Origin of the sequence: Paenibacillus zeisoli (assembly GCF_003994465.1) — a bacterium.
GTDB classification, from domain to species: domain Bacteria; phylum Bacillota; class Bacilli; order Paenibacillales; family Paenibacillaceae; genus Fontibacillus; species Fontibacillus zeisoli.
The window spans coordinates 136,895-161,453 of the sequence record NZ_RZNX01000005.1 but is presented as its reverse complement, the minus strand read 5'-3'; the positions used below and the strand labels follow the sequence as shown (position 1 = coordinate 161,453).

Annotated in this window: 20 protein-coding genes; 1 reads left to right on the top strand and 19 read right to left on the bottom strand. The window is 47.9% G+C overall.

The window, feature by feature from the left end:
• Positions 1–16: 16 nt before the first annotated feature.
• From EJP77_RS13555 to EJP77_RS13525, 7 genes are all read right to left on the bottom strand, one after another.
• On the bottom strand, positions 17–1,270 hold the full coding sequence (locus EJP77_RS13555) for an S-layer homology domain-containing protein (protein ID WP_127199787.1): 1,254 nt from the start codon (positions 1,268–1,270) through the stop codon (positions 17–19).
• A 196-nt stretch (positions 1,271–1,466) separates the two neighbouring features.
• Complete coding sequence (locus EJP77_RS13550; RefSeq protein WP_127199786.1) at positions 1,467–2,123, bottom strand: response regulator; 657 nt, start codon at positions 2,121–2,123, stop codon at positions 1,467–1,469.
• Positions 2,120–2,962 (bottom strand): sensor histidine kinase, encoded by an 843-nt coding sequence (locus EJP77_RS13545; protein WP_127199785.1) that lies wholly within the window; start codon positions 2,960–2,962, stop codon positions 2,120–2,122. Before EJP77_RS13545 ends, EJP77_RS13550 begins: the two co-directional genes overlap by 4 nt.
• Before the next feature lie 193 nt (positions 2,963–3,155).
• Entirely contained in the window at positions 3,156–4,613 is a 1,458-nt protein-coding gene (nagE, locus tag EJP77_RS13540; RefSeq protein WP_127199784.1) for an N-acetylglucosamine-specific PTS transporter subunit IIBC, read from the bottom strand.
• Positions 4,614–4,641: 28 nt separating this feature from the next.
• On the bottom strand, positions 4,642–5,142 hold the full coding sequence (locus tag EJP77_RS13535) for a PTS sugar transporter subunit IIA (RefSeq protein WP_127199783.1): 501 nt from the start codon (positions 5,140–5,142) through the stop codon (positions 4,642–4,644).
• 32 nt (positions 5,143–5,174) lie between these two features.
• A complete protein-coding gene (locus EJP77_RS13530) occupies positions 5,175–6,029 on the bottom strand; it encodes a PRD domain-containing protein (RefSeq protein ID WP_127199782.1) in 855 nt (284 codons plus the stop codon).
• A 193-nt stretch (positions 6,030–6,222) separates the two neighbouring features.
• The gene (locus tag EJP77_RS13525; protein ID WP_127199781.1) at positions 6,223–7,554 is read right to left on the bottom strand and encodes an outer membrane protein assembly factor BamB family protein; all 1,332 of its coding nucleotides are present in this window, start codon (positions 7,552–7,554) and stop codon (positions 6,223–6,225) included.
• A gap of 104 nt (positions 7,555–7,658) precedes the next feature.
• Here EJP77_RS13525 and EJP77_RS13520 point away from each other — a divergent pair, with 104 nt between their 5' ends.
• The gene (locus tag EJP77_RS13520) at positions 7,659–9,809 is read left to right on the top strand and encodes a YhgE/Pip domain-containing protein (protein WP_127199780.1); all 2,151 of its coding nucleotides are present in this window, start codon (positions 7,659–7,661) and stop codon (positions 9,807–9,809) included.
• A gap of 86 nt (positions 9,810–9,895) precedes the next feature.
• Here EJP77_RS13520 and EJP77_RS13515 read toward each other — a convergent pair whose 3' ends face one another.
• The 12 genes from EJP77_RS13515 to EJP77_RS13460 all read right to left on the bottom strand — a co-directional run bounded on the left by EJP77_RS13515 (position 9,896) and on the right by EJP77_RS13460 (position 24,415).
• Positions 9,896–10,411 (bottom strand): general stress protein, encoded by a 516-nt coding sequence (locus EJP77_RS13515; RefSeq protein ID WP_127199779.1) that lies wholly within the window; start codon positions 10,409–10,411, stop codon positions 9,896–9,898.
• A 77-nt stretch (positions 10,412–10,488) separates the two neighbouring features.
• A complete protein-coding gene (gene hrpB, locus EJP77_RS13510) occupies positions 10,489–13,020 on the bottom strand; it encodes an ATP-dependent helicase HrpB (RefSeq protein ID WP_127199778.1) in 2,532 nt (843 codons plus the stop codon).
• 158 nt (positions 13,021–13,178) lie between these two features.
• Entirely contained in the window at positions 13,179–13,544 is a 366-nt protein-coding gene (locus EJP77_RS13505; protein WP_127199777.1) for a DnaJ family domain-containing protein, read from the bottom strand.
• Positions 13,545–13,574: 30 nt separating this feature from the next.
• Positions 13,575–14,381: an SDR family oxidoreductase gene (locus EJP77_RS13500; protein ID WP_127199776.1), complete on the bottom strand. Its 807-nt coding sequence runs from the start codon at positions 14,379–14,381 to the stop codon at positions 13,575–13,577.
• Positions 14,382–14,532: 151 nt separating this feature from the next.
• Positions 14,533–15,357 carry a hypothetical protein gene (locus EJP77_RS13495; RefSeq protein WP_127199775.1) on the bottom strand — a complete coding sequence of 275 codons (825 nt, stop codon included), beginning with the start codon at positions 15,355–15,357 and terminating at the stop codon, positions 14,533–14,535.
• A 10-nt stretch (positions 15,358–15,367) separates the two neighbouring features.
• The gene (locus EJP77_RS13490) at positions 15,368–16,120 is read right to left on the bottom strand and encodes a vWA domain-containing protein (protein ID WP_127199774.1); all 753 of its coding nucleotides are present in this window, start codon (positions 16,118–16,120) and stop codon (positions 15,368–15,370) included.
• A gap of 41 nt (positions 16,121–16,161) precedes the next feature.
• A complete protein-coding gene (locus EJP77_RS13485) occupies positions 16,162–18,168 on the bottom strand; it encodes a protein kinase family protein (RefSeq protein WP_127199773.1) in 2,007 nt (668 codons plus the stop codon).
• Between the two features lie 41 nt (positions 18,169–18,209).
• Complete coding sequence (locus EJP77_RS13480; RefSeq protein WP_127199772.1) at positions 18,210–18,488, bottom strand: WXG100 family type VII secretion target; 279 nt, start codon at positions 18,486–18,488, stop codon at positions 18,210–18,212.
• Positions 18,489–18,545: 57 nt separating this feature from the next.
• The gene (locus tag EJP77_RS13475) at positions 18,546–19,289 is read right to left on the bottom strand and encodes a WXG100 family type VII secretion target (protein WP_127199771.1); all 744 of its coding nucleotides are present in this window, start codon (positions 19,287–19,289) and stop codon (positions 18,546–18,548) included.
• Between the two features lie 2 nt (positions 19,290–19,291).
• On the bottom strand, positions 19,292–20,125 hold the full coding sequence (locus EJP77_RS13470; protein ID WP_127199770.1) for a hypothetical protein: 834 nt from the start codon (positions 20,123–20,125) through the stop codon (positions 19,292–19,294).
• A complete protein-coding gene (essC, locus tag EJP77_RS13465) occupies positions 20,126–24,103 on the bottom strand; it encodes a type VII secretion protein EssC (protein ID WP_127199769.1) in 3,978 nt (1,325 codons plus the stop codon).
• Between the two features lie 30 nt (positions 24,104–24,133).
• Entirely contained in the window at positions 24,134–24,415 is a 282-nt protein-coding gene (locus EJP77_RS13460; protein ID WP_127199768.1) for a hypothetical protein, read from the bottom strand.
• Positions 24,416–24,559 lie beyond the last annotated feature (144 nt).

Here is a 24,559-nt window from a genome sequence, read left to right as displayed (position 1 = left end):
GCTCCTTTAGAAATTCTCAATCTAATTTGTAAATATTGAACGATTCCCCCCCAGAAAGAGTAATTACTGCTCCGTTGCGTGTATCATAAATTGGAAGATTTGACCTAACATACCCACTACCCCAAAATTTTACCTCTTTTCCTTTTTTAAAGAACTTTTCTTTGGTAACGAGGCCCATCATCGGCATCGTCTTGATTCCATATTTCTCTATCGTTCCACTTTTAAATCCGGTTAAATTTAAAAAAGTAACCGTGGTTGATCCTAAATACGTCATTACATCCATATTGTCAATATTAGAAGTAAAGGCATACTCAACAAAAGTTTCATATCTATCTATCCCCATCTTGAATGCCGATCCATAGTCCTTATCAACAAACATTTTCCCATATAGATTTTTTACATCAGTTGCTTTTGATGCGTTGACAAGGATAAAACGATTCACTTTAATTGTTCCAACATTATTTCTCAGCTGGCTTGGCACATTTCGGATATTCGTAAATTTTTCCTCAACACTACCATCTTTCCCATACTTAAACCCCAAACTAATCGCATTCGTCCCTGTGAGCCCGACTTCCCGCATTTCCTTCAGATCCTGGAACGCCTCAGCCTTCTTGTCCTGAATAGACTCAAATCGGCGCAGGATCACGGCAGCTTCTGCTCGTGTAGTTGTTTGAGCTGGGCCGAAACGGCCATCCGGGTATCCCCCCATTAGCGCGGTTCCCAGGGCAACCGAGACATATGGATAGTCGGCCTTATTCAGACCGCCCTTATAATACTCTGCGACCGGCACGAGTGTATCTGCTGTGTCCGACAATGCTTTCTTAAAATCGGCATCCTTGGCCGCCAAGCCTGAAGCCACCCATTTGGCCAGCTCTCTGCGTGTCAGCGGTGTGTTCGGACTGAATCCATTTGGGTATTCGCCCGGCGAAATAAATCCCTTGCTCACCGCAGTATTCACCTCGTCTTGGCTCCAGCCAGGAATGCTGCTGAACCCTGCCTTGCTTGGATCTGCGTCATTGTTGGACGCTCTGGCAAGGATCGCCGCGAACTCAGCTCTGCTGATCGTCGCGTTCGGGTTGAATTTCCCCCTTTCATCTCCCTTCATGTACCCTTTCGCTACCACATACTCAATATCCGGCTTCGCCCAAGCAGGCAGCTTATCTTTGAATTTAACTGCTCCCTCTGCTATTACTGACCCAGCAGCACCAAACACACAGCCAGCTGCGATCACTCCCGCCATAACTGTGTTCATCATGAACTTACTTCTCATAGTCCTTCCACTCTCCCACTCTGTATGTACTGCATATTCCCCATCAATTAGATGGTAAAATCTAGAATATAGTCCTATATTAACTTCTATGGAATAGGTTTACAGTCCTCCTTCGCTTTGTAAAAACGACAAAAAAAGCCGCCACCTTATGACTAAGGTAACGACTTGATGCTTTCAAGTCTTCATCAATATTCTGTTAATGACGAGAGCGCTTGGTATCTACCCACCCGTGCTCTAATGCATATCGGGTCAGCTGCACTCGATTCTCCAATTGTAACTTATGTAAAATATTTTTCAAGTGATTTTTGACAGTCTGATCAGAAATTTGCAATTCTCCAGCAATCTCCCGATTCGTCATCCCTTTGGCCACCCAATTTAGAATCTCCCTCTCACGGCCAGTAAGCGGATGATCAAGCGGGTCCTGCCTTGGAGCAGAAGGGAACTCCTTAAGTATCTGATGGGCCAGATCACTGGATAGCGGGGCCTCGTCAATCATGATGGCTCGTAGGTATTCAACCCAAGTAGAAGGGGCTAGATTCTTCAGCAAAAAACCCTGTGCCCCCTGCTTTAGCGCCTCAAATAAATGAGCGGCATCATCGGAGACCGTAATCAGCACAATTTTGACATAAGGAAATCTAAGCTTAATAATACGGGTAGCTTCCAATCCATCCATCTCCGGCATACGAATATCCATCACAATCAAATCCGGCATGAATTTCTCAGTCAATTCGATAGCTTCTGCCCCGCTTGAGGCAACCCCGATCACTTCAAAGAATGCATCCTCCGCCAAAATATCACATATACCTTCTCTTGCAAAAGCATGATCATCAACGACCAGTACGCGGGCTTTCAATGCTGAGTCCCTCCTTTCTCAATCAAGACCATCGTCATACCTTTCTCGGAGCCGATAGAGATCGTCCAGCCCATCTCTTCTGCTCGCTCTCTCATAATTTTCAGCCCGTACTTGTCCCGGACTTCTGTATGTATATTGGCACCAAAGCCTGGGCCATTATCCGTAACCCGAACCCTCCAGCATTGGCTATCTCCCTCGCCTTGTAATGTGATTTGGCTGGCAGGAGCATGCTTCTTGGCATTAAGCAGAGCTTCCCGGATACAGGCTAGCAGTTCCACCTGCTCTTTAGCCGTAAAATCTGCATCCTTCAGGGCCCAGTCCATCTGAACATGGACCTGAAGCTCATCCATCATTTGTATAATCCGATGCCGCAAGGTCATCTGTCCGAGGTTACTTGCTGCGGGCGGATACTTCAGATTGGAGATCGATTGGCGAACATACCGATTCACTTCATGAACCGTCTTACGCAGCTCATCCAGTTTCAGTTCACCCCCTGCTCCAGCCTGGTTCTGTCTGCGCTCGGCTTTGTCAATTTTGACAGATAGCAGAAATAAGGACTGAGCAATACCATCATGCAGTTCTCGCGCCAGCTGCTCACGTGCAACGAGTTGTGCCTTCTGCGCACGCTCTTCATTCAGCTCATTCTGCACCCTTTCTAGCATAGCAAACAGTCTGTATAGCAGTGTGATGCTTACTACAAATAGAATGACAGGAGTAATGAAATTACCAAGTCCCATAGATATGTACGAAACGAGAAATTGATGCCTTACAAACTCCCAAAGTCCCACAATAATCGAGGGTACGATTAGAATCATCCACTTGATTTGCCGATATGACACTTAACAACGCCTCTTTCATCCAAGTAGTATATCCTTGTCCGAATATACGCCATGAGCTGTGCCGAAGCAAGGTACATAAGTGAAACTTATAAGACAATAATCAATATGTTGAAGCTGAAGATTCTGATGATCATAGACAAACAGGGCGGTTGAATATCCGCCCTGTTCTTGTAATTTCATACTTCCTGTTCAATTACATCAATTTCTTGATATCATCCTTGATGGATTCAGACTGAGGCCCGAATACTACCTGGACAACGCCCTTACCCAGACGCATGACACCGGATGCTCCAAGGTTTTTGAGTGCAGGATCGTTCACGGCTTTATCATCTTTCACAACCAGGCGTAGACGCGTGATACATGCATCGATCGATTGGATGTTATCCGAACCGCCAATGTTAGCCAGAATCTTGGCCGCTTTACTGTCTCCTGCCGCAACAGAACTGCTGCTGCCTACCACACCTTGATCGTCTGACAACACTTCATCTTCACGTCCCGGTGTCTTCAGATTCATCTTCACAATAAGGACTCGGAAGAGGAAATAGTACACCAGGGCAAATACAAGACCTACAGGAATCAATAGGAGCGGCTTTGTTGCCAATTGATAGTTGATGGCATAGTCGATGAAACCAGCAGAGAAGCCAAATCCAAGTTTAATACCCAAAGCGTACATTACGTAACCTGCTACCCCTGACAATATGGCATGGATACCATACAAGACAGGTGCCACGAACATAAATGCAAACTCAAGCGGTTCTGTAATCCCTGTCAAGAATGAAGCAAGGGCCGCACCAATGAAGATCGAAGCGACAGCTTTCTTTCTCTCCGGCTTGGCGGTATGAATAATCGCAAAGGCGGCGGCCGGAAGAGCGAACATCATGATCGGGAAGAAGCCGGTCATGAACATGCCTGCAGTTTTATCCCCTGCGAAGAAGCGGTGAAGGTCGCCATGAATGACTTTGCCCGCAGCATCAGTGAAATCACCAATCTGGAACCATACAATCGAGTTAATAATGTGATGAAGCCCGAATGGAACAAGCAGCCGGTTGGCAATCATGTGAATCGCACTGCCGATTCCGCCCAGACCGACAATCCAGTTGCCGAAGGTATCCAGTGCGGCTTGCACGGGTCCCCAGATCAGACCAAATACAAGACCTGTAATAACCATGGTAAAGGCAGTAACCATCGGCACAAACCGTTTGCCTCCAAAGAACCCAAGCCAATCCGGGAGTTTGATATTATGATATTTCTTATAAAGGTAAGCAGCGATGCATCCCACTATAATACCGCCTAATACCCCCATGTCCAGCTTTGCATCTTTACTCATCAACGTATCGAATACCGTAGGCACCTTCAGCAGCACACGCTGTAGAATCAGGTATCCAATGGCTGCAGACAAGGCTGCCACAGCATCTCCCGCGAGACCGATAGCCACCCCGATGGCAAATATCAGCGGCAGGTTATCAAATATGGTAGTTCCCCCTGCATCCAGAAACGGGGCAATATACTTGTTAATAAACTCTCCGGCACTGCCCATGTGGAAATCCTTGATGTAGTCAATGTTTCCGAACCGCATAAGAATTGCAGCTGCAGGTAGTGTCGCGACCGGGAGCATCAAGGACTTCCCGATTTTCTGAAGAAATGACAACATCACACTTCACCCTTTCAAATATATTGGCCTAAGCCTTAAATATCGCTGTAAGAATGACATCTCTACCGGATTGGACCGGCCCGAGGTTCGTCTCGATGTCCTCCGTCAATTCTTCAGCGTTTGTTGCTATCACGGATGTAATCACCGGGTAACCTGCTTCCTTAATCTTCGGGATATCAAATTCAATCAAAGTCTGCCCTGCCTTCACAGTATCGCCTGTCTGTACATGGCTTATAAAACCTTCTCCCCTAAGGGAAACGGTGTTGATTCCAATGTGAAATAACAGCTGCAATCCGGACGAATGTTCCAGGATAACCGCATGTTTGGACTTAATAACATGTATCGCGGTCCCGTCAAATGGGGCTGTAAGCTTACCCTCGCTTGGCTCAATGGCCATTCCTTTACCCATGAATCCACCCGCAAAAGCTTCATCCGGCACAGCGCTAAGAGCTACAGCTTCTCCCGTGACAGGGGCATAAATCTCAACCTTCTTCTGTTCAGTTGATTTCTTTCTCCATTTAGAGAACATATTTTGATCCCCCACCTTCATAGTTAGTGTAATTAATTAGTGGTCCGGTAAAGGCGATATAGATGCATGGCAATATAACAGATTTCCTCTTCGGGTACTGGCTTGCCGATCTGCTCTTCCATTACTTTTCCCAATCGCTTGGCTAATGAATACTCTTCTTTGTACTCTATCCTGATATGGTTAACAAAAGGATTATCCACCTTTGTATCCTGCATAATCCTTTCCAGGGAATACCTCAGATGAAGCATCAGCCTTACATGACTCATACTTCCCTGTTTGAAATTCACTATCTTCTCCTGTTGAATCAGCTCCAGCAAATGGTTAACGATATTGGATGCCTTGACCAGCTGCCCCACCGGAACATTGCTTACAGCCGAATAGACATGGTAAGTAAGAAAGCCTATCTCATCATCAGGGACATGTACGTCGAAAGCCTCGCTAATCATCTCCGCTGCTTTGGAAGCGATTTCAAATTCTTTGGGAAAGCTTAGCTTCGTTTCTTGTAAGAAGGGATTAATAATATCCATTCCGTTGCGAAGCCGATATACCGTGAACTGAATATGGCTCGGTAAAGCTAGATAGATTTTGTCGTTAAGCTTACCGGGCAGGCTTGCAGAAATATACTGAATGATCTTATCCGAGATATGCATCACCTTGGGATCAAAGTCTTCCATCAGGCTCTCGTACTGACTCCATTGTTCGCGATCCTCCAGCTTAAAGCGCTTCTCTATTCTAGGATCATTAGCTTCAATCGTTCCTGATCCCTTCACTGCAAACCCAATTCCTTTTCCCAAGAGAACGTATTCTTTGCCGCTGGTCCCTCTCTGAGCCATAACGACATTGTTACCGATTACACGTTGTACTTGGAGCAGTTCCGCATCTTTCATGACCTTGGACCCCTCCTTATTATGAAAAGTCAAAAAGAGCCAAGGAAAAGGAACCATATACAATAAGGTTAACTTTCCTTGGCTCATGCCCGTTACGGTAACACGCCACTAAAGTGTTTTCATTTATGAGCTAATCATAAATCAATCACTTCTCACCGTCAACTGGAAAATCTAGAATGTTCACTCACTCAATTCACTTCAGATTGCCTGGTAGGGCTACCCCTATTAATTGATGATCCGTCTGAATGATCGCCATCCCCTGTTCAAATTCGGTCGGACCATAATTGCGAGCCCCTGTATTTATGGCAAATACCTCCGTGCCTGTCGTGAGTTCGTACGCCCGGAAGACCCCATCCGTCTGCCCCATATATACGCCATTCCCCAAAACTTCAACCTGGGCAGCAGGATTATCATTCTGGTATTCCACTGTGCTCCCGTCTGAAATGTTGATTGATTTATGCGTAGTATAGGGAAGCTTTGATCGTTCCTCGTAGAAAAGCCGACCTTTATAAAGCTTCATCAAGGGATTATCCATCTCATACTTCGTTCCCCTAATCTCTTGATCAGGCTGGTCCGCATTGCCTGTATACCTTGTTAAATCAAATTTCACCAATGTATGATTGCTGAATGCATACAGATTGTTCCCTTCAATCAGGGCATTATTCGTATAACTGTACATGCAAGGAGCAGGATGATTCGACCAGTTATACAGATAGTTCTCTTTCTCTCTTCCTGTCTTTAGATCAAATTGTTTAAGTGACAATTCAGCTTGCGGCTCCTCAAACAGATTCGGCTCATAGACGGAATAGACGGATCCATTTCTAACCTGAATGGGCAGGTGCTGCTGACTTTTTTCCCAGAGCAGCGTTCCATTCTTCGCATCAAAAGCCTTGAGGGTCACCATAAAATTAGCGATTCCCGTATAAGTGCGGAAGACCACGCCTTCCTGCTCAGTGAGCTCCGGGGATCCAGAGACCGCAAAAGTATCATGATTCTCCCACTTTAATGCACCGTTTCTTGCATCAAAAGCAAAGATATCAATACCTCTTAGAATGTAAAGGGTATCTCCAAGGAGTATCAGTCTTTCCGCTTTGGTAACTGTTCGGATGGAAACCCATTTAATTGCGCCTTTGGAACTCACTGCATAGACTCTTCCATCGTCATAGGTACCATACAAAGTCCCTTGATTGTATTCGATAATTGGGCTTAGCTTATTGCCAAAACTCCAAGTTTGTCGGCCGTTTGAGACATCCCGTGCAATCAACTTACCTTCATTCACAATGTAGACTTGGCCCTCTCCTGCGGCTGCACGGGATTCGACCTGCTGCTCATCATGGGATGCTGACAGCGTAACCGTCCAGGCAGGACGACTGAATTGCGTAGCCGCAGGCTCCGTCCAATAAGTCTTAGATAGTGTTGCCCTTTCTGCTGATACCGCTGATGGCGTTACTCCTAAAGTTAAAGTTCCTGCAACCAGCCAGACCAAAGCGGCTGAACTTATGAATTTGGCATATTTGTTCATCATTGATCTCCTTTAACTTGCCTATTTAGCTGCATTTCAATCGGCTCGGAATGATCTTTAGCCAAACCAGTTATACTATAGCAAAATTGGTTAGGCGGTAATTGAAAATGACGAAAATTCTATCTATCTATACTCAAGACATTCGAAATATCGCAACCAATTGGACAGCCTCTGTAGTTATCCTTAGTCTCATCTTGCTGCCTTCTCTTTACGCCTGGTTCAACATTGAAGCATCCTGGGACCCTTATAGTTCAACTCAGGGCATTCGAATTGCGGTCACAAACCTTGATCAGGGCACTTTTATTCAAGGTAAGCCAATAAATCTCGGACTGGAAATCAAGAAGTCATTAGAGACAAATACTAAAATTGGTTGGGTCTTTGTCTCCCACGAAGCCGCTCAAAGGGAACTTAAATACGGGAATTATTACGCAGCTATTGAGATTCCAAGGGAATTCTCACAGCGCATTGCCAGCGTGCTCACCCCTAATCCGGTACAAGCGGAAATTCATTATACGGTCAACGAAAAAATCAATGCAGTAGCTCCTAAGATTACATCGAAAGGAGCCAGTTCAATTATCCAGGAGGTTAATCAAAGTTTCGTCAAAACCGCAAATGGTGCTATTTTCAAAATATTCAACGACATCGGGGTTCAACTGGAACATCAGCTGCCTTTAATCAACAAAATGAAAGGGCTGCTTTACAAGCTTGAGACCCTATTCCCGGAAATTAACAATGGCGTGGATGTGGCAGTTAAAGACCTCAAAGTAAGCCATTCCCTCGTCCAAGAAGTACAAGCCCGTGTTCCTGAGGCTGCTGAGCTTGCACGCAAAGGAACTGAATTCAGCACATCACTGATTCAATTCCTGGATCAAAGCCGTTCAGCATTAACCTATGCAGCTCCCCAAGTCAAACAGACTTTAATTCGCATTAAACAGTCTCTTGATGCGGCCCAGCTTGGAATAACCGCTGCAGAAGGCTTACAGGATAACAAATCCTCCGATGTCGTGCTGACAAATATAGACCGTGCCCAGCAGAGTTTGACTGAGGCCGTGGCAGCTGCCCACACTTTCAAATCCCTAACAGACAGCATTAATGCAGTTGCTCCCTCTGGCGCTCTTACCGGCATATCCACCGAAATGCTGAGTGTTATTGCAAGAATTGAATCTCTCCAGAACATGCTAGGGCAAGCTTTCCAACAAGGACAGGGTAAAGAGCCAAATGTCTTATTAGTGAATACCTCCAAGAAAACGGTCACCCTTATTAGTTCTGAACTGGATCGAATGATCGGCAGCTTTGATAGTGAGATTCTCCCTAGTCTGCAAGGAGCCATCGTTCAAGCTAATAATACAGCTGCTCTAACCAGAACAACTTTGATTAAGGCTCAGCATTCCCTCCCCAAAGTTCAGCAGATTCTGATCGATGCGTCGAAGGGGCTTACTTTAGGCTTGAAGGAAGCCAAGCTTGTACAAGAGCGGCTGCCTCAGGTAGAAAATCAAGTCAAGGCAATCGGAGACAGACTACGTGCTTTGGAGAAGGAAGGACGCCTGGAAGACCTCATTAAGCTGCTTGAGCTAAATTACGAGAAAGAAAGCGAATTCTTCTCCGAGCCCGTTATTCTAGCGGAGAGTAAGCTATTTCCGATTCCCAACTACGGCTCCGCCATGTCTCCCTTCTTCACCACCTTATCTCTCTGGGTGGGAGGCTTGCTGCTTGTATCCATGCTCACTGTTAAAGTTAAATCCCAGTTAGAATTTTCAAGCTGGCAGGTATACTTGGGGAGATTTCTTACCTTTGGTACTCTGGCTTTGCTCCAATCAGTTTTTGTATCAGCAGGAGACCTTTTCATTCTTGGGGCTTATGCCAAAGATAAACTCCTATTTATTATGTTCAGCTTGCTGATCAGCCTGGTATTTATGCTAATGATCTACACTCTCGTCTCCGTATTTGGTAATGTCGGAAAAGCCATGGCCATTGTGCTGCTGGTGCTGCAATTATCGGGTTCAGGAGGAACCTTTCCCATACAGGTCACGCCTCTCTTCTTTCAGGCGATCTACCCTTTCCTGCCGTTCACCTATGGAATCGGCCTTCTTCGGGAAGCTGTGGGAGGAATCGTCCCAGAGCTTGTGATTAGAGATATCCTCGTTCTAACCCTTTATGGATTGATTTCGGTTCTGCTCGGTCTTGCCCTCAAAAACCGAATCAATCGCCTTGCTGCACCCCTGTTACAGAAAGTCCGAAAGAGCGGCCTGATTCATTAACAAGCAAAAAGAGTCCGCCGAAACTCAGCTGGACTCTTTTTGCTTGTTATGAGTACCGGTTAATCCGGATTATTCGTGTAGTCAGATTAGAGTCTAGGATTCGTATCTGAATAACGGGACGCATTCAAAGAGCGGTTAGTCCGGAATGTATCATATACTGTAGACGTGCGCTCATCCTCATCAACCAGGACAAGGATTTTCCCATTATTCACATAATCTCCGTATTCGTTCGCTTCATCCTCAGGAATTCCAAGGCCGATCAATCCGCCTACCAGACCGCCTGCGCCAGCGCCGACTGCGGCTCCTGTAAGTGTGGCTGCAATTGGACCCGCTGCAAGAATAGGACCAACGCCTGGAATCGCAAGAAGTCCAAGTCCTGCCAGCAGTCCTGTTACACCGCCAACAACACCTCCTGTTGCGGCTCCTGTAGCCACGCCCTCCGGTGCTTTGGAACCCGTCTCCTCCGAGATAGCAGCCTGATCATCGCGGTTCTTAGTAATGACCGAGATCTCATCTGCCCGGAATCCCTGATTCTGAAGAGATTCAATCGCTGCGGTTGCTTCTCGGTCCGTATCAAATACACCCACTATTTTTTTAGCCATGTCAATTGCCTCCTTTGATTTAACTGTTCCCTCCATCATTACCCCGATCAGGAAGCAATTAACCATAGGAACTACCCTTATTTGCGATCAACAGGCGGGCGAACCCGCTTCGTTGCCGTGGCTTCGAGCGGGTTATCAGGCCAGTAGTGCTTGGGATAGCGGCCTTTCAGATCTTTTTTCACGTCAAAGTAAGTGTTCGTCCAAAAGCTGCGCAAATCAGAAGTTACCTGGACCGGCCGGGAAGCCGGGGACAGAATATGCAACGTAATCCCTGCATGTCCATGAGCTAGCCGCGGCGTATCCAGTAGACCGAATAACTCCTGAAGCCTGACGGAGACATAGGGAGCACCGGGACCTTCATAGTTCACAGCAATTCTGGAACCGCTTGGGACCATGATATGAGTTGGAGCTTGCTGTTCCAGCTCCTGCTTCTGACTCCAGTTCAGGAGATTCTCCAGAATTTGATACAGCTTCAATGATCTAAAGTCAGACTTCTTCTTGAATCCATCAAGATAAGGAGACAGCCACGGCCCTGCATTCTGCATAAGCGCCTGATCCGATACATCCGGCCAATCCTTGCCGCAATACTCCCGCATGAACTGAATTCTCGCTTGAAGCTGCCTAGATTTCACATCCCAGGGAAGCAGATGAATTCCACCATCTTGGATTGTCCTCAATAGAGCCGTCTGAATTTGTTCTTGAGTGGGCTTTATATTGGCTGTCTCCTTAATCACAATGGATCCTAGCTTGAGCATGCTCCTGGCTCTGACGGTTCCTGTACCTTCGTCCCATTTAATCTCAACCTCTTCGTTCATTTCCTTTCTGTAATGCAGCTCAAGCTGGCTCTCCGTAAGCGGAGCAGCAAGTATAATCCTTGCTTCTGTACCTTCATCATCTACTTCCGCGGCGACAATATATTTCTCCTGAGACAGTTGTTCGCCACTAGGCATCTCCGCTCCACGGCCGCTGCGCAGCAGGTAACGCCCATCTTGTCTACGCTGGCCAATCCGGTCCGGAAAAGCAAAGGAAACCATTAAGCCGCACAGCAGATCAGCAGCTTCTATCGTTGGGTCCTTTTGTTCACAGCCAGCATCAGGAAGTCTTGAGCTCCACTGTCTGCTCTGGATCAGAAGCCGTTCCACATCAGATCCGAGTGCTCCGCGCAGGTCGGTTCGGCCCGCTCCTACTAAGGAAGCCTTGGTCATGACTTCAAGCCTTGCCCGCAGGTCATTATTCATGCCTCCTGAGGTATACCTAGGAAAGATGTCCCTTTCCTCGAGGAGTACGGCCAGCAAGCAGGCCAGCTTGCCCGCTCCCAATCGGGAAGCCTCCAGGATCATATGAGAAAGTCTAGGATGGAGGCCAAGTTCGGCCATCTGCTGACCGTGTGCTGTAATACTTCCGCCCGAGTCCAAGGCTTGAAGCTGAATGAGCAGACGCTGGGCTTGAAGGAAGGAAGAAGCCCGTGGCACATCCAGCCACTGCAGCTCAGCTGGCTCCTTCACCCCCCATACAGCAAGTTCAAGAGCAAGCCCCGAAAGATCTGCCTCCAGGATCTCGGGAGAAGTCCGTTCAGGCAGCTGACGGTCCTCTTGCTCGGTCCACAGCCGGTAACATACGCCCGGAGCTGTTCGTCCCGCCCGCCCTCTGCGCTGGTCAGCCGAGTCCCTGGCGGCCCGCATGGTAACCAGCCTGCCCATACCCGTTCGAGCAGAGAACTGCTGTGTCCGCCTGAGTCCGCAGTCAATAACAACCCGGACTCCCTCTACCGTCAAACTGGATTCAGCTATTGAAGTAGCCAGCACAATTTTGCGGTGTCCTGGATGTGGTGCCCGGATTGCATCAAGCTGTTCCTGTTGCGGCATGCTTCCATAGAGGGGAACAACCTCTACATGGGGCGGGAGTTCCTGAAGCAGGCTCATCTGAACCCGGCGTATCTCACGAACTCCTGGTAAAAAAGCCAGAATTCCACCTTCATGTCTGGATAAGGCTAAACGAATGGTTCCCGTCATTAAGGATTCAAGCGGCTGACGGCTCGGCTCCGTTAAATATATAGTTTCTACCGGGAACGTTCTCCCCTGGCTTTGCAGTACAGCTGCATCGTTCATCAGGCGGGAGACCGGATCAGCAGCCAGGGTGGCTGACATGATCAATATACGAAGGTCCTCTCTAAGAATCGCCTGACTCTGCAGGGAGAGAGCGAGACCTAGATCCGCCTGAAGATTTCGTTCATGATATTCATCGAATATAACCAGTCCGGTTCCATCAAGCGCAGGATCTGTCTGAAGCATCCGTGTAAGAATGCCTTCGGTGACCACTGTAATTCGTGTTCTAGCGCTAGTTCTGCTGTCCATCCGAATTTTATAGCCAACTGTTGCACCGACTTCCTCTCCGAGCTGCGCAGCCATGAAGGCTGCCGCAGATCTGGCTGCCAATCGGCGTGGCTCCAGCATGACAATGCCCAGTCCATTCAGCCAGGGCTCCTCTAATAAAGCAAGCGGGGTGCGAGTTGTCTTTCCTGCTCCAGGCTCTGCCAGTAATACGGCACAATTGCTCTTATTTAATGTGTCTTTCAAATCAGGAATAATCTCATCTATGGGCAAGCTCATGTATAACACTTCTCCTTGCGATTCTATCTGGCCCAGAGGCTTTAACTGTGACCTAATCATAAATGGAGGTTAATTCTCTGTCAAAACCATACATAAAAAGAGGCCTCTAGTCGTGCCCAAAGGCATAACCAGTGACCTCCTCATTTATGAGACGTAAATTATTCGAACCTTCCGCTTATAGCCGGCTCATATTGTTGAAAAGCTGTGTTCTCAGTCAAACGCCGCTCTGCAATCATCATCCGCAGTCTAACGGTCTTCTCATTTAACTGCTTGTATAGACGCTGCTTCTCGCCTGGGTCATTGCAGGCCTGCAGCAAATCCTCCAGCTGCAGGCACTCGCCTCTCAGGGTTAACTCTTCAGGGACATAACCTGCATTCTTCATCACTTTATACGCAATACGAAGATCTTCAGGGATATGGGACAGATCTTCCATTTGTAAAGGCTCACCTTTACCTGGAAGATCCTCGAGCTCCCCCCTGTCAATTGCTTCTGTTATTCTCTGTTCAGCCAGCCAGGTGAACATGCAGCCCCACAGCTCCTCTCCAAATTTAGGTTACAGTAATGATTCTGCTCCATCAATAACGATTCTTGCTCCTGTAATATGCTTCGATTCTGACGAGGCCAGGAAAGCAACCAGGTCAGCTACATCCTCCGGTTGACCCGGTCCATCAGCCAGCGGCTGACTTCCTTCAGGATATTCGACGGGGATCACAATTTCTTTCAATTCATCACTCGGCTCAGAGGTCTGATCAATATTGGTGGCTATAGCACCAGGGCAGATCACATTCACTCTGATCTTGAATTTGGCCAGTTCGAGTGCTGCCATCTTCGCAAAACCAACTTGTCCCGCTTTGGTTGTACTGTATGCTGACATCCCGAACCCTGCAAACCGGTCACTTCCGTTGATGGAACTCGTAATAATGATGCTTCCCTCCCCTTTTTCTTTCAAATAAGGGAGCGTATACCTCACGGTCAAGAAGGTACCGTTCAGGTTAATGCGCAGCGTTCTTTCCCAGTCCTCAAAGCTCATTTCTTCAATAGGCGCCAGCACACCGTTAATACCCGCATTGGCAAAAACAATGTCAATACCTCCAAAGTAGGAAGCAGCCTCTTGAACCGCCTTCTCCATGCGCTCCGGATCTGAGACATCCACATCAAATGAACGGGAGACACCACGGAATATATTATTGATTTCATGCTCAGTCGACCTTGTGCGATCATTTTGTAGATCAAATAGAGCCACCTTCGCCCCTTCTTGAGCAAGCCGAATTGCTGCTGCTTTCCCAATTCCAGAGCCCGCACCTGTTACTATAGCTGTTTTTCCCTGAAAACGTTGTCGATTGGTCTGATTATTGGGCATGATTTTACACTCCTTCTCTCTATTTATAGGATTTGACTTAGTTAGCATTATGCTTCTGTCACAAGATTACCCACAAAGTGATACTATTTAATCAAAAAGTCATTTATTTCTAAATAAAAAAACAACGCCAGGTTTATTTGGCGTTGTTGATTCACGTTGTCCAAGCTAGCTCAAGCCAAGAGGCGTCATCTTCCAAATGCGCTTTTCCCGCTTGTTTTATAAGGACTTGGTTCAATATAACATTGATCGCTGATGGCTCGATGCAGCCATCCAACCGTTTAAATCCATCCGTGTAGATCATAAGGCGGTGATTCTCGTCTGCCTTCAGAAATTCTTTCGTATACACATGGGGAGAACCTCCAATGAATCCCTGGCGGCCCGACCACCGCTCTTTGGTAACAAAAGAACCAGGCTCTATTGTCACCTCTCTGTTATCCACCCATCTTCTCAACCGGCAGTCTCCCTGCCAAGCCAGCCACAAGCTTCCTCGTGATCGTCCGGCTTCCGGAAGCTCAATTCTCCCGCACAAATACATACTCTCTGCCCCGCGGGAGCGTTTCTCCTCCAGAACTTCTCTCAAGAGAAGCGGCACATCAGAGGGGATTTCGAGCTTGTCAGCTGCCTCTGAAGCTTCTGGAACCAGTTCATAAAGAAACTGTTCAAAACCTTCCTTGGTTAATTCCCTGGGTTGACCTAACCAGCCGAATATACGGCTTCCTAGGAACCTGGCCGCGAAATCTCCGCGATAGGACAGAGACACGCCATCACAGATAACAAATCTGCAGGAATAGCCCTCGATCGCCACTGCCAAGTAATCCTGACTGGCCTCCCCTGATTCCAAGGTTTCATCCGAAGGGCTGTATGTATACCGACAGGTGAACCGGCTGGTAAGCTTCTCCGCAAGGGGATAGACTTCATTCTGGTGACTTGTCCACTCAAAACTGGACGGCAATGTGCGCGTAAATTTATTTCTCAACTCGTCTGCCTCATCTTACCGGTGTCGCGGCTGACATCTGGAAGCCTATGGAGACAAGCTCCGTACAATTTCCGGGAAGCAGCATTAAGGCACCGGGGGCAAGCTGATAATCGGCCTCCGCAAGCATCTCCCTGTAACTCTCGGGGAGTACCGAAGACATTTCGCGAAGCTTAAGTCCAGCCCCTTCCTTCAGAACGGTTCCCCTGTCAATTCCCTTCCATCTTCGAGGCTCATGGATGGGCTCATCAAGCACATGATCTGAAATAAATATATTCTCCACCAGAACATTCCCATCCTCAACGCCCATTGACATAATTCGTTTCACGATGGGCTCCGGGTCCTCGCCCGTAGTAACCCCATCAGTCATGTGACAGATCAGAGGAGCCGGGCAGTCCTGCATTTCAGGCAGCTCGGCCTTTAGAATTTTCTCCGCTTGGGCAAAGGCTTTGGCGGAGTCCGAGAATCTTTTTGGTGTCAGGTCGGGCAGTTTCCCCATGAGAGCAATCTCATCAATTCCCTTGACTCCCCCAAGCAAATCATAAACCTCGTCGCTGTAGGCCAACAAAGCAATCCGGTAGCGGGGTGTCAATCGGTTCCCCTTGGTCGATCTGAATACCATCTGTCTTACCGCCAGCGATAGAGCATCGTATACAATATCAATTCGTCTGCGCCCTTCCATCAGCAAATTCATGGAAGCACTAATATCAATTAAATATATAATCAGAGCCGGTGTCCGTTGCGAGGCCTGAACTGTGTACTTCATTCAGCATTTATCTCCTTTAATTGCTCCATATCAATCCTGTTCTAGATATCGGGCAGCCCGGCGCTACTCTTAGCCAAAAACTTTTTGAGACTTGCTGCTCGCTTAGCCAATTTCGTATTTTTACTGAAAAAGCCGGAATCTTGGCTGTATATATCCAGGAACTGCCAGGCGTAAGCATTGGCGGTGGTAACACTGCCTGTTTTCAGCGCATTATACGCCTGGTTAAAAGAAGCATTTAGTTTAATCACCTGCTGCTCCCGCTTGGCCGCCAGAATTCGTGCTTTTTCTGCATTTTCGCGTTTCTGCTTTTCAAGCTCGGCTTTACGGGCCGCTTCAGCCTTTTGTTGGGCGGCAGCCTCCGCAGCCAATCGTTCATCTCGTTCTTGTTTCCACACCAGGTACTTCTCGTATTGCATCTGCCGGTCATACTTTAATTGTGCTTCCTTTTGTTTCTCCAGCTCTGCCTGCTTCTTGGCTTCTTCCCGCCGCTTAGCTTCTTCCTGCTTTTTGCGCTCCGCTTCAAGCTTGGCGGCTTTGGCTGCTGCCTCAGCTTTGGCTTGTTCAGCCAGCTGGTCCTGCTTGACTGCTGGAGCTTTAACCGGACTTTGAACAGGCGTTGTCTTCGACGGTGCTGCAGCCACAGGCTGCTTGACCGGTTCTACGTGTTGAACGATAGCAGAATCCCCGGACTTCGAATTCTCAGGCAAAGCATAGAGAAGCCCTGTTCCGATCAGTAAGACGAGAAGAACTGCTCCAGCATATAACCCTATTTTACGTTTTGAAAATAGATGCCTGGATAAGGCTTTAGCCGCGAGAGGCTCCTCTTCTAGACGCGCCGCTTGAACAGTAGTTAAGCCCTGGACAGCTGCAGTAAGCTCTGTATACAAATCTCCCCCGGAAGGAGAGTCAGCAAGCGCCTTTCTGTATCCTTCCAGCGCCAATTCTTTATTTCCATCTTCTTCTTGCTTTCTCGCCCATTCGACCAAGTCATGAACAGTCCGAAATTCAGGAATTTCAATTGACTGCTGATCTTCCGCTGCTGCAGTCGGGATCACAGGAGTAGACTTAACAAGATCCGGACCAGCTGCCTTAATCGGAGATTTAGGGGTAATCATCGAAATCACGACCAGCCATTCTCCAAAGGTAGGACAGTTGCGGACATCATCGCTCTGCCACGCCCGAACAAATAATTCGGCGGCAGCTTTTCCCCACCGGGATTCAAGACTTTGGACCATATGGTCGTATCTGGCACTACGGGTCTGCATCTCTTCGGGATCGAAATAGCTCTCTCCCCACGCCTCATCCAGAATACGGGGATCAGACCAACACAGCATCTCAGCGAGAATGACAGCTCCGGCGAATCGATCTGCATAAGCGTGCCAAGGTCCGCCAGTGCTTCGATGCACCGGCTGCCCCGAGGCATAGCCAGGAGATCCGGTAAAGTTAACATCTGGAGGATCGAGTCTTGGACTATACAGCTGCTCCACATCCACCAACTCAATCGCCGAACTGTCTTCCTCCGCGTGTTCTGGGATACGCCATGCGGGCAGCAGAACATTTGGAGAAGACAAATCACAATGAGCCAGCCCTTTCTGCTCCATCGCAGAGCCAACGGCTGCAAGCCCTCTAGCCAGTTCCCAACTCTCTTGGGCAGTCAGTTGATCACGGTGAGCAAGCACATCCATCCAGGTTGAACCGTTCACCCATGGCATAAGCACCGCATACAGCATATCCGGATACTGCGCGATTAGCGCTCCGTTCGTCTCCGGCGTAATCACGAGTCGGGAGCATACTTTAAGGCCTGGCAGCGTGCTGAAGACTTCCATATTCTCAGACTGATAGACCAGAGCAGGATTCCTGTATTTAGGGTAAAAGATCTTCAGTGCCTTAGCCTCGTCCTCACCCCCGTGTTCAGGGATCAGCTTATACACCGTGCCCTGCCTTCCGGCCTGAGCATAGGCCATACCCGGCGCTGCTGGATGCTGTCCGACCAGATATTTCGTTTGGCTAATATAGACCTCATCCCCCGGGTTAGGCTGAAATGACATCAATACTCCCTCTTTCTTCCACAAATATGAATAATTCTGAATTAACTATGGCTTTGATCAATGGACCGAAACTTCTGAGAAAGTGATAATAATTCTTGGCTGATGGAATCCAGAATCTGTACAAAAGACTGCATTTGCTTGTCAGCCTCCTGGAACTCCTTAATGAAACGTTGTTTGGTAACACCTTCCCATTCATTCTCCATTCCCTGGACTGCATTCGTTAAGTTAGACACAATTTGTCTGCTTTCCTCACTGCTTTGCTTAAACTGCTTGGCAATTTGCTCCACATGTTCCGGGCTGATCGTTATACGTCCTGCCATTTGTGTCTTCCTCCCTGTCTATAAAATGTAGATTCTTTCTTAATCTAGAATGATGTCTCATTCAGAGGATTTCTGCTTGTTAAACAGCTTATCTAAATGCCGCATTCCCGCCGGCTTCTTGCCGCCTGGAATCACTCTGATTCTGCGAAGCTTCAATGGACGATGCACGACTGCAGAAGGATTAGTAAACTTCCATGCAGGCGGGTTGTTCACTGCTACCTGCAGAAGCTCATGCTCATCTGCTTCGGCTCCCATATTGTCAACACTGGTCTGCTGCTGAATTTCCTTGGAACGCAGCTTGTCCGCAGCTCTAAGGCCAAGAACATTGGAACCAGGTGTATGCATTTCCCACTTCTGCCTTGGTCCCGAGTTCTTCTCGTTCCTCACAGCCTGGACCGCAGATTCCGGGTTGGAGATTACCCCATGCATTTTATAACTTCCGGGTAAAATAACTGGATTTCGCACTGCCAGAAGACCGGCATATAGAGCGGCTGCGGTTCCAACTGCTGCAATTGGTGTTCCTTTTGTGTAAGCTGCAGGCTCATGCTCAAGACCTTGAAAGGCATCTGCCTTTGTCTCAACAAACCGGCCAATCCGGTGAAGCTCGGTATGAAGCTGCTCAGACAAACGATGGGCTTGCTGCCATTGTTCTGTAACAGATCCGAGAGGACCGCTCTCCTGAATCAGTGAGTGCAGCAGCTGATTAAGGCCAGCCGCCATTTGGCGCAGCTGTTCTGCAGATTGCTGGAGATTTTTACTCAGCGTCCGCATTTGCTCGGGTTCCATTCTTATACGCATCATTATCACCTTTCCTCTGCTTCAGAAGGTCTCTCCAACCACAGCAGCAGCATTGTGTGAAATTGCTCTCTTGTCGTCGGGGTAGCAATCAACCAGTCTTCATCATCTTTTGTGCTCATGCGAATTAACCAATTCATAGATTCATTTACGATAAAAGCCGCACCCTGGGTCTCCCAGTCCGTTCCGCTCCATACAGACAACTGAAGCTCTCCGTCGGATATCCTTGTTTTGATGCTCCTGGCCAGGGCCAATGCGCCCTCATGATCATCTGTGGATTCTGCAAGCTCTGTGCTGATCTCATCCACGCTCAATTGTCCGCTATTCTCATATAGCTCGTTAAATTGTTTGCGGGATAATAGCAGAGCTGGCATATTCTCCGGGGACTTGGGATTCCATTTCATTCGGTTCACCAAAACCTCGCTAGCCTGTCTCACATTACCGATCTCAAGCAATTGATATTCAGGGGAAGAATCAGCATTCTTCCTAACCTCAACGACTTTCTCATCTGTTACATGCAGATAACCCTCAAAGCTCTCTTCATCATTCGTGTATCTCACCCAGCATGCACGTTCAGCCAGACCCGCAATAGCCACCTGCGAGAACACTTGGGGTGACATCTCCAGCTCGACCCCATTGTTCACTTGGGTTAAATATCCCTTGCTAAGCAAAGAATTCTTGGCACTTTCCCATTCCTCGGCAATTTCCTCTGATAAATATCCACGGAATGGGTCGTCGATCCCGAGCAGACGATCCGAGCCCAGAATGCCGGCAAGAAAGAACAGTTCCTTAGTTTCCAGAGTGATTACTGCTGCATTTTGTGAGGCATTTGCCGTCACCATTTAGCCCACCTCCTCTCCGACTAACACCTTCCACTTTTCCCCAATCTTATTGATCCATTCCTCTTTCGCTTCGATATTGGTAAATGGCAGAGCTGCTTTAATTTTATCGTACTTACGTCTTACATAATAACCCTGCCCTGGCGGCAGAACGGGCAGCTCGCCATTACCCGCTTGGGTCTCTGACATCGGAATCCGGAAAAAACTCAGGTCATTCGCATCCCGGCTTCCCAGCAGAAATCCGCTTTGGCAGTTTCGGATCTCGGTGAACCAATCCACTCCAAAGGTTGGAAAGTCAGACGGCACACCTGAGATTATGACATGAACACCCAGTTCTCTCGATTTCCTTATGAGACCTGTAAGTTTGTCTTTAAGCGTGAAATCCTGCATTTGACGGGCAAGTAAATCCGCATCATCAATCATCAGCAGCTTGGTGGCTCTTGGCGAATAAGACATTCCCACTGAATCGGAGACATCCCCTTGATGATCAAAGAGCTTGTCAACCATTTCGGCAAGTCCCTTGTCTCCAAAGCAGTTGCCTTTAATATGAGGAATCCCTTGCAGTCCAGCCAGCTCATTTGTGGAGTGACGGTTATCTACCGTGTAGATCTCAAGCTGCTCCGGTGGATAATTCCAGGCAAGTGACAAGAGCCAGCTTGTCAGAAATAAAGTCTTTCCCGCCTCCATAGGTGCTCCTACAAGAAAGTGGGGTCCTAATTCCAGATCTGCCCCGAAAGGCTTAAGATCCTCGACTCTGATTCCAAGCGGAGCTCGAATTCCGCTGTGGACACACTCCTGAACCACTTCATCCAGAGTCAATGCGACCGGCAGTTCACGAATAGGTTCAGGACGCGGGCCTCTCCAGCTTCGATCCAGCTCAAATATCTGATAACGCAGCAGTTCTGCTCTCTCGATCTCATTCTCACCCGGCGAAGGAAGTGAGCCCTGGAATTCCAATACACGGGACTCCCATTTGACATGCCCCCGTCCAGGTGGCTGTTGTATATCTGCTCCGCCAGCTGCGCGTAAGCCCATATAGTAATAATCTCCCGGATCAGCAATCTGGAAGGCTATGCATCTTGGTATACTGCTGCGCAGCTTCTCCAGAATATCTCCAACACGATTCGCGCTAAGGATCACACGTATCCCGGCTGCTGCACCCTCGCGCAGAATGAGATCCAGCTTTTCATTTTCAGCAGGAAATGAACCTTTGAACAGATAATAATCATCGATGACGACTACAATTTCCGGTAGTTGTGGATTCACAGATCTGCGGTATTCCGCCGCAGTCTTCACGCCAGCTTGTACGAATTGCTGTCTTCGTTCATTTGATGTAAGCAGCAGATACCGAAATAACCGGGACACGCGATCTTGGTCCTCAGGCGTGATGACATTGCCGATATGTGGAAGGCTAGCGAATTCCTTCATCGTTCTTCCCATATCCACCACGTACCCTACCCAAGACTCAGGAGAATAGCGCTTAGCCAAAGACATAATTAAGGTTTGAATGAAGGTGGTTTTCCCTGAACCAGGCATCCCATAGATAAGTAGATGTCCATCATCCAGTTCTATTTGTAGTGGAAGCTGCTGCTGCCCGGTAATATCATCAGCCAATCCAACTACGGCTGACAATCCTTCTTTGTTCTCAACCTCATCATAAATTTCCAGAGGCCCAATTTGCTCTGGCAGAGGAGGAAGCCATGGCCCCACTAGTGGAGTAATTCCCAAATTCTCTGCTGTCTGCTGTACAGACCTGATCACCTCTTGCAACTGCTTAGAGGTATGGTGGGCTGATGACACCGGCAAAGACTCATTCAAGACTAAAGGTACTCGTTCCCCACTTAGTCCGAGCTTGAAGATCTCAGCCGGGGCTTTCCCTTCAACCAAATATGGAGCACTGCTCCAGGCGAATTGAAGCTGCTCGAATACTTCCCCGCTGCCGACCTGGAAATACCCGCGTCCTGATTTGGTAATCCATGCGGCATCCGGCACTTTAAGCATGTCCCTGCTGTCGCTTTCCTCCTGAACCCGGAGGCAGATCCGGAACCTGGCATTGCTCCAGATCTTGTCATCGACTACACCGGATGGCTTCTGGGTCGCCAGAATCAAATGTAAACCCAGTGTTCTGCCAATTGCAGCTATACTGATTAACTCATCCATGAAATCCGGATGATCCCGTTTCAGCTCTGCGAACTCATCAATCATTACAATTAAATGCGGCAGAGGTTCACCTGTCTGGAGCAGATAATATTCGTCGATATGCTGGAGATTTCCAGCATCCTTGAGAATCTGCTGCCTCCGCACAAGCTCGGCCCGAAGTGATACTTTTGCGCGATGAATCATTTGTTTGTCCAAATTCGTCAGAGAACCCACGACATGGGGGAATGCCTCCAATACATTCGACATGCCTCCACCCTTGTAGTCAATAAGCAGGAAGTTGACATCATGCGGATGATATTCCATCGCCACACTTCCAACCAAGGATTGGAGCAGTTCACTTTTACCTGATCCCGTCGTGCCCGCTATAAGACCATGTGGACCATGACCCTGACGCTCTATCTTGTCATGAAGCTGTAAATGCATCGTTTTGCCGCCGGCCTTTACGCCTAAAGGTACCGGTAGCATCTGCGGAAAGCGATTCCGTTCCCATGATGCAGCAATGTCATAATCCGAGAGTTGCTTAATTCCCAGCAGTTCAAGAAGGGTTAAGGCTGAAGGAATTTCCCCAGCTGAAGACTTCTTCAGCTCAATCGGCGCCATTCTTCGGGCTAATGAATCCATTTGCTGAAGAGATATGCGGTCCACCGTCATCTGCTGGGTTACCGCCACTCCATCTTCTTTTCTGAAAATGTACGCCGCATTCGTTCCTTTACACTCTACAATAAGCTTGCATTGTCTCGGCAAATTCTCTGTGGAGTCCGCCAGGACCAGTACAGAAGCATTCAGGCCTTCCTCCTGGTTCATTAACAACGCATATAGCGCTTCGTCCTCAATCAGCCGATCTTGAGTCAGAAGTGTAATATAATAAGGCTGATCCACCTTTTGGACCTGGCCATAAGATCTCTCCTGTCTTGCAATTCGCGGACCAAGCTGCTGATACAGCCACTCAGCGAGTTCCCGGATCTGAATCGGATTGGCAGCTATGAACCTGCGATCCTTCCCTTCATTCCATAAATGTGGAAAATAGCGCATCCAGTCCCAATGCTCCCGCTCGGTCTCCCCTATAAATGCAGCAAGTTTCACCTCATCGGGTGAATGGTTAATAGTAACTTGCGCAATCAAAGCGCGAACCAGGCTGCGAACTTCCTCCCCATTTCCAACAAGGCCAATAATTCCGCCTTCTATTAAAGGAAGGGTAACAGGACAATCAGGCACATATTGATATCTTTCTTGCATCCCAATAGCCTGATCAACCAGCGGGTCATCTACAAATTCATTCTTTCTAGGTGCCTTAATCTCCACATGAAAAGGTACGCTTCCTGTACCTGCTCTGACCTCCAGGAAGTCCGCATCTCCTGCGGATCTCTCCCATAAGGCTGCGGATCGCTCGGAGACAATGTCCACGGCCAATTCAGGATGCCGGTGTACGGAGAGAAGCAGTTCCCTCTGCTGGGAAGCTTTTGTCTCGAATTCTTCCTTATATTTATCAAGGATTGTGCTATATTTGAGTTCCCTTTCCTTTTGCTTCTGATCAAAATCTCTGTTCCTAGCCCAGTACATCGCAAAGGGCAGCGTATACGTTAGGAGCACCACAATGAGGGCAATTCCTTCATACATCGTAAAATGCGAACCCAGCTTGTCTGCAGTAATATTTAAGTATATGATAACCCCTACTGTGATTACGGTTAGCAGTGATGGCCATACAAACAACAAAGGCGAGAACACGGGTCTAGAAGGCCCTTCTGGCGGCTTCAACATTTCTATCTGAGCAGACTCAATTGACTTTTTCATTCTAGGTGATCTTTGATAGAGAATACTCACCGAACTCCTCCTAGCTCCAAATTACTAGTTTCATATTCCTTCATCAATGGTGCTATATGTGCGCTGTATTCTGACAAAAGCCCCCTCCATTAGTCCGCTATTTCGGGCTTCGCTCGAATTCGGAATAGGGAACCATGGACCCTCCGGCAGCCTGCCTTCAAGAATATATCTAACTTTCTCTTCATCTATTAAGGGTTGATATGCGACTTCCTGTATAAGCAGTCTAAGCAGGTCCAAGGCTTTAGTCTCAGGAGAGAACTCAATGTCGAACCACTCTGCCTGATCTCTGCCTTTACATACGGTTACAATCACGAATGCTACCCAGCCTTTCGATTCAATCTCTATTAAAAAGGATCTATATCTATAATCATATCACTGTTGACCACTAGAGGCTTGCTGCTCTTACTTTATTTGTTACAAAATGCCCATAAAAATGGGTAATTTATCTTAGTTTCA

Excerpts from the sequence above, each read along its gene's own strand:
- EJP77_RS13555 (WP_127199787.1), bottom strand. The coding sequence starts at position 1,270 with ATGAGAAGTAAGTTCATGATGAACACAGTTATGGCGGGAGTGATCGCA.
- nagE (WP_127199784.1), bottom strand. The coding sequence starts at position 4,613 with ATGTTGTCATTTCTTCAGAAAATCGGGAAGTCCTTGATGCTCCCGGTC.
- EJP77_RS13535 (WP_127199783.1), bottom strand. The coding sequence starts at position 5,142 with ATGTTCTCTAAATGGAGAAAGAAATCAACTGAACAGAAGAAGGTTGAG.
- EJP77_RS13530 (WP_127199782.1), bottom strand. The coding sequence starts at position 6,029 with ATGAAAGATGCGGAACTGCTCCAAGTACAACGTGTAATCGGTAACAAT.
- EJP77_RS13525 (WP_127199781.1), bottom strand. The coding sequence starts at position 7,554 with ATGATGAACAAATATGCCAAATTCATAAGTTCAGCCGCTTTGGTCTGG.
- EJP77_RS13520 (WP_127199780.1), top strand. The coding sequence starts at position 7,659 with ATGACGAAAATTCTATCTATCTATACTCAAGACATTCGAAATATCGCA.
- EJP77_RS13515 (WP_127199779.1), bottom strand. The coding sequence starts at position 10,411 with ATGGCTAAAAAAATAGTGGGTGTATTTGATACGGACCGAGAAGCAACC.
- hrpB (WP_127199778.1), bottom strand. The coding sequence starts at position 13,020 with ATGAGCTTGCCCATAGATGAGATTATTCCTGATTTGAAAGACACATTA.
- EJP77_RS13505 (WP_127199777.1), bottom strand. The coding sequence starts at position 13,544 with ATGTTCACCTGGCTGGCTGAACAGAGAATAACAGAAGCAATTGACAGG.
- EJP77_RS13500 (WP_127199776.1), bottom strand. The coding sequence starts at position 14,381 with ATGCCCAATAATCAGACCAATCGACAACGTTTTCAGGGAAAAACAGCT.
- EJP77_RS13490 (WP_127199774.1), bottom strand. The coding sequence starts at position 16,120 with ATGAAGTACACAGTTCAGGCCTCGCAACGGACACCGGCTCTGATTATA.
- EJP77_RS13485 (WP_127199773.1), bottom strand. The coding sequence starts at position 18,168 with ATGTCATTTCAGCCTAACCCGGGGGATGAGGTCTATATTAGCCAAACG.
- EJP77_RS13480 (WP_127199772.1), bottom strand. The coding sequence starts at position 18,488 with ATGGCAGGACGTATAACGATCAGCCCGGAACATGTGGAGCAAATTGCC.
- EJP77_RS13475 (WP_127199771.1), bottom strand. The coding sequence starts at position 19,289 with ATGATGCGTATAAGAATGGAACCCGAGCAAATGCGGACGCTGAGTAAA.
- EJP77_RS13470 (WP_127199770.1), bottom strand. The coding sequence starts at position 20,125 with ATGGTGACGGCAAATGCCTCACAAAATGCAGCAGTAATCACTCTGGAA.